At 72.2% G+C, this 3,938-nt stretch carries 4 protein-coding genes; 3 read left to right on the forward strand and 1 reads right to left on the reverse strand.

Going from position 1 to position 3,938, the window contains the following annotated elements; all coding sequences use genetic code 11:
• Together ACJA3G_RS32215 and ACJA3G_RS32220 are read left to right on the forward strand one after the other, a co-directional pair.
• On the forward strand, positions 1 to 615 hold a 615-nt coding region (locus ACJA3G_RS32215), incomplete at its 5' end, for a GntR family transcriptional regulator (RefSeq protein ID WP_406556577.1).
• Positions 612 to 1,955 carry a nitrate/nitrite transporter gene (locus tag ACJA3G_RS32220; RefSeq protein ID WP_406556578.1) on the forward strand — a complete coding sequence of 448 codons (1,344 nt, stop codon included), beginning with the start codon at positions 612 to 614 and terminating at the stop codon, positions 1,953 to 1,955. The genes ACJA3G_RS32215 and ACJA3G_RS32220, both read left to right, overlap by 4 nt.
• 196 nt (positions 1,956 to 2,151) lie before the next feature.
• On the opposite strand, the gene ACJA3G_RS32225 is transcribed toward ACJA3G_RS32220, so the two are convergent.
• The gene (locus ACJA3G_RS32225; RefSeq protein ID WP_406556579.1) at positions 2,152 to 2,976 is read right to left on the reverse strand and encodes a maleylpyruvate isomerase family mycothiol-dependent enzyme; all 825 of its coding nucleotides are present in this window, start codon (positions 2,974 to 2,976) and stop codon (positions 2,152 to 2,154) included.
• Between the two features lie 140 nt (positions 2,977 to 3,116).
• On the opposite strand from ACJA3G_RS32225, the gene ACJA3G_RS32230 reads away from it, so the two are divergent.
• Positions 3,117 to 3,896, forward strand: coding sequence for a carbon-nitrogen family hydrolase (locus tag ACJA3G_RS32230; protein ID WP_406556580.1), 780 nt, complete (start codon positions 3,117 to 3,119; stop codon positions 3,894 to 3,896).
• Positions 3,897 to 3,938 lie beyond the last annotated feature (42 nt).

Below are 3,938 nucleotides of genomic sequence, written 5' to 3' on the forward strand. Positions count from 1 at the left end.
CGTGTGTACATGCACGTCAAGCAGGCCGTCCTGGAACGGCGCTACGAAGGCGGCACCCTCCTTACCGAAGGCGAGCTGGCCGAGGCCGTCGGAGTGTCGCGCACACCCGTGCGCGAGGCGCTGCTCAAGCTCGAAGTCGAAGGGCTCATCCGGCTCTACCCCAAGAAGGGCGCCCTCGTCCTCGCCGTCTCCGCGCAGGAGACCGCCGACGTGGTCGAGACGCGGCTGCTGGTCGAGGAGTTCGCGGTCCGCAGGGCGGTGCCCGCCCCCGCGCGGCTGATCGCGCGCCTGGAGGAGCTCCTCGCGGAGCAGAAGGAGAACGCCGCCAGCGGCGACCTCGCCGCCGTCGCCGTCACCGACCGCTGCTTCCACGCCGAGATCGTCCGCAACGCCGGCAACGAGATCCTCTCCCGCCTCTACGACCAGATGCGCGACCGCCAGCTGCGGATGGGCGTCGCCGTGATGCACGCCCAGCCCGACCGGATCGCCAAGAACATCACCGAGCACCAGGAGATGCTGGACGCCATCAGGGCCGGGGACGCCGAGCGCGCCGCGCACTGCGTACGCCAGCACCTCAGCTGGGTCAAGGTCCTGGTCAGGGGTGAGGAACGATGAGCTCCGCCTCCGCCGGGTCCTCCCCCTCCGCCGGATCCCCCGCCTCCTCTTCCGCCGGGTCCGAGCGCGAGCCCCTCGGTGGGCGCCGCGCCGCCCTCGTGTGGGGCATCGGCGTCAGCGTCTACTTCGTCGCCGTCATCTTCCGCACCAGCCTCGGCGTCGCCGGCCTCGACGCCGCCGACCGCTTCGGCGTCAACGCCTCCGCGCTCTCCACCTTCTCCATACTCCAGCTGCTCGTGTACGCGGGGATGCAGATACCCGTCGGCCTCATGGTCGACCGCCTCGGCACCAAGAAGGTGCTCACCCTGGGCGTCGTGCTCTTCACGGCCGGGCAGCTCGGCTTCGCCCTCTCGCCCACCTACGGCACCGCCCTCGCCTCCCGCGCCCTGCTCGGCTGCGGCGACGCGATGACCTTCATCAGCGTCCTGCGGCTCGGCACGCGCTGGTTCCCCGTCCGGCGCGGACCGCTGATCGCCCAGGTCGCGGCGCTCTTCGGGGTGGCGGGCAACCTCGTCTCCACCATCGTCATCTCCCGTACGCTCCACGGGATCGGCTGGACCGCCACCTTCACGGGCAGCGCGGTCGCGGGCGTCGCCGTGCTGATCCCGCTGCTGCTCTTCCTGCGCGACCACCCCGAGGGCCACGAGCCCCCGCCCGCCACCCACGCCGGCGCCGCCTACGTACGCCGCCAGATCGCCGAGTCCTGGCGCGAGCCGGGCACCCGCCTCGGCATGTGGGTGCACTTCACCACCCAGTTCCCCGGCATGGTGTTCCTGCTGCTGTGGGGGATGCCGTACTTGGTCGAGGCGCAGGGGCACTCGCGGGGGACGGCCGGCGAGCTGCTGACCCTCGTGGTGCTCTCCAACATGGTGGTGGGCCTGGTGTACGGGCAGGTCATCGCCCGCCACCACGCCGCCCGCGCGCCGCTCGCCCTCGGCACGGTCGGGGCGACCGCCGCCCTGTGGGCCGCCGCGGTCGCCTATCCCGCCCCGCACACACCGATGTGGCTGCTGATCGTCCTGTGCGTGGTGCTCGGCGCCTGCGGCCCGGCCTCGATGATCGGGTTCGACTTCGCCCGCCCGGCCAACCCGCCCGAGCGGCAGGGCACGGCCTCGGGAATCGTCAACATGGGCGGCTTCACGGCCTCGATGACGACACTGCTGGCGATCGGCGTGCTCCTCGACGCGACCGGCGACAACTACCGGATCGCGTTCGCCTCGGTGTTCGTCCTCCAGGCCCTGGGCGTGGCCCAGATCCTGCGGCTGCGCGGCCGGGCGGCACACCGCGAACGGGAGCGGCTGGTCGCGAGCCGGGTGGAGGCGGTACACGTACCGGCGTGACGCGCCGGAGGCTCCGGCGCGCGACGACGGACCCCGCGCGGGCGAGGGCGTGACGGGGAGCCCGCGTGGGCGCGGAGGCGTGCGGGGTGGGCTGCGCGCGCCCCCACGGCGTGACGGCGAAGGCGTGCGGGGCGACCCTGGTGCGCGCCCACGGCGTTACCGCGAAGCCGTGCGGGGCGCCGGCCCGCCTGCGCGCCTACGGCGTGACCGCGAAGTTCCGCAGGATCGCCGCCGCCAGCTCCTGGTCGCCCTCGGTCTTCACCCGGTCCGCCACCGCGTGCGGGCGCACCCGGCCACAGGCGAGACGCACGAACGTCTCCCAGTCCATCGCGATCGTCACCAGCGGGCCGAGCGAGGGCGCGCCGTCGATCGTGCCGTGGCCCTCGGCGTCGACCCGTACCGTACGCAGGAACTCCACCGGCCCGTGGATGTCGAAGACGACGGCCGAGTTCGGCGGGGCTCCCGCGTCCTTGGCGACGACCTTCGGCAGGGTGTGCAGCAGGATGTCGCGCGCGACGTACGCACCCGGCGAGTCCAGGTTGCCCGGCCGGCCCAGCGCCCACCGCAGGTCCTGCTCGTGCACCCACACGTCGAACGCCCGCATCCGCAGCGCCAGTTCCAGGGTCTGCTCGGTGCCGAGCGGCGCGCGGACCAGGGTGCCGGGATCGCGGGTCTCGTTGCGCAGCTGACGCGCCCGGCGGATGACCGTGTACTCCAGCTCCGAGGTCATCTCCGGCGCGGTGTGGTGCCGGCGCACATCGACCTGCATCTCCATGTAGCGCGCGAACTCACTCTGCACGTGGTAGAGATCGCGCGGCAGCGTGTGGATCGGCCGTGGATCACCGAGCTGTTCGCACTCCATCCCGATGATGTGCGACACGATGTCGCGCACCGACCACGCCGGACACGGCGTGGCGCGGTTCCACTCCCCCTCGGCGAGCGGCATCACCAGCTCGGATATCGCCTCGATGGAATGGGTCCAGGCATCGGCGTAGGTCTGGAGGCTGGGATGGACGGTCACGGGACCCCTCGGCGGTTCTGTACGTACGCGGGCTGGGCGCTGTGGCAGTTAAGTTACGCTGCCGAAAGGCACCCCGGCAGTGCTTTCGTGTGACGATCGTAGGCCCGTGTTGACAACTCGAATGCCAGGACGGTGGTAGTGTGCGCGCCTCTCTCATCCAATTCGGTGTAGACCCCCAGGAATCGGCGGATTCCCGCAGGCGGCGAGCTGCCTCGCTGGTACGGGAGCAGACGGGCAGTGACCTCGTCGTGCTGCCGGAGCTGTGGACGGTGGGGGCGTTCGCGTACGAGAGCTTCGCGGCCGAGTCGGAGAAGGCGGCTGACGGGCCGACGCATGAGGCCATGTCAGAGGCCGCGCGGGACGCGGGTGTCTGGCTGCACGCGGGCTCGATCCCCGAACGCGGCGAGGACGGCGGCCTCTACAACACCTCCCTGGTCTTCTCCCCCGAGGGCGAACTCGCGGCCGTCTACCGAAAGATCCACCGCTTCGGCTTCGACCAGGGGGAGGCGGTCCTGATGAGCGCGGGCACCGACCTGGTGACCGTCCCGCACCCGCAGACCACCCTGGGCCTGGCGACCTGTTACGACCTGCGCTTCCCCGAACTGTTCCGGGGCCTGGTCGACGCGGGCGCCCAGACCTTCGTCGTCCCGGCCGGCTGGCCCGCGAGGCGCCTGGCCCACTGGACGCTGCTCGCCCGGGCGCGCGCGGTCGAGAACCAGGCGTACGTCCTGGCCTGCGGCACCGGCGGCACCCACGCGGGCGTCCCGCAGGCGGGCCACAGCATCGTGGTCGACCCGTGGGGCGAGGTCCTGGGAGAGGCGGGCGAGGGCGAGGAGGTCCTCACGGTGGAGCTGGACCCGCAGAAGGTGGCGGCGACGCGGGAGCAGTTCCCGGCACTGAAGGACCGCCGCCTGCACTGAGGGGCGACCGGCCGCCCCTCAGTGCAGGCGGCGGTCCTTCAG

The sequence above is a fragment of the Streptomyces sp. YS-3 genome, assembly GCF_045257485.1.
Taxonomy (GTDB): Bacteria; Actinomycetota; Actinomycetes; order Streptomycetales; family Streptomycetaceae; genus Streptomyces.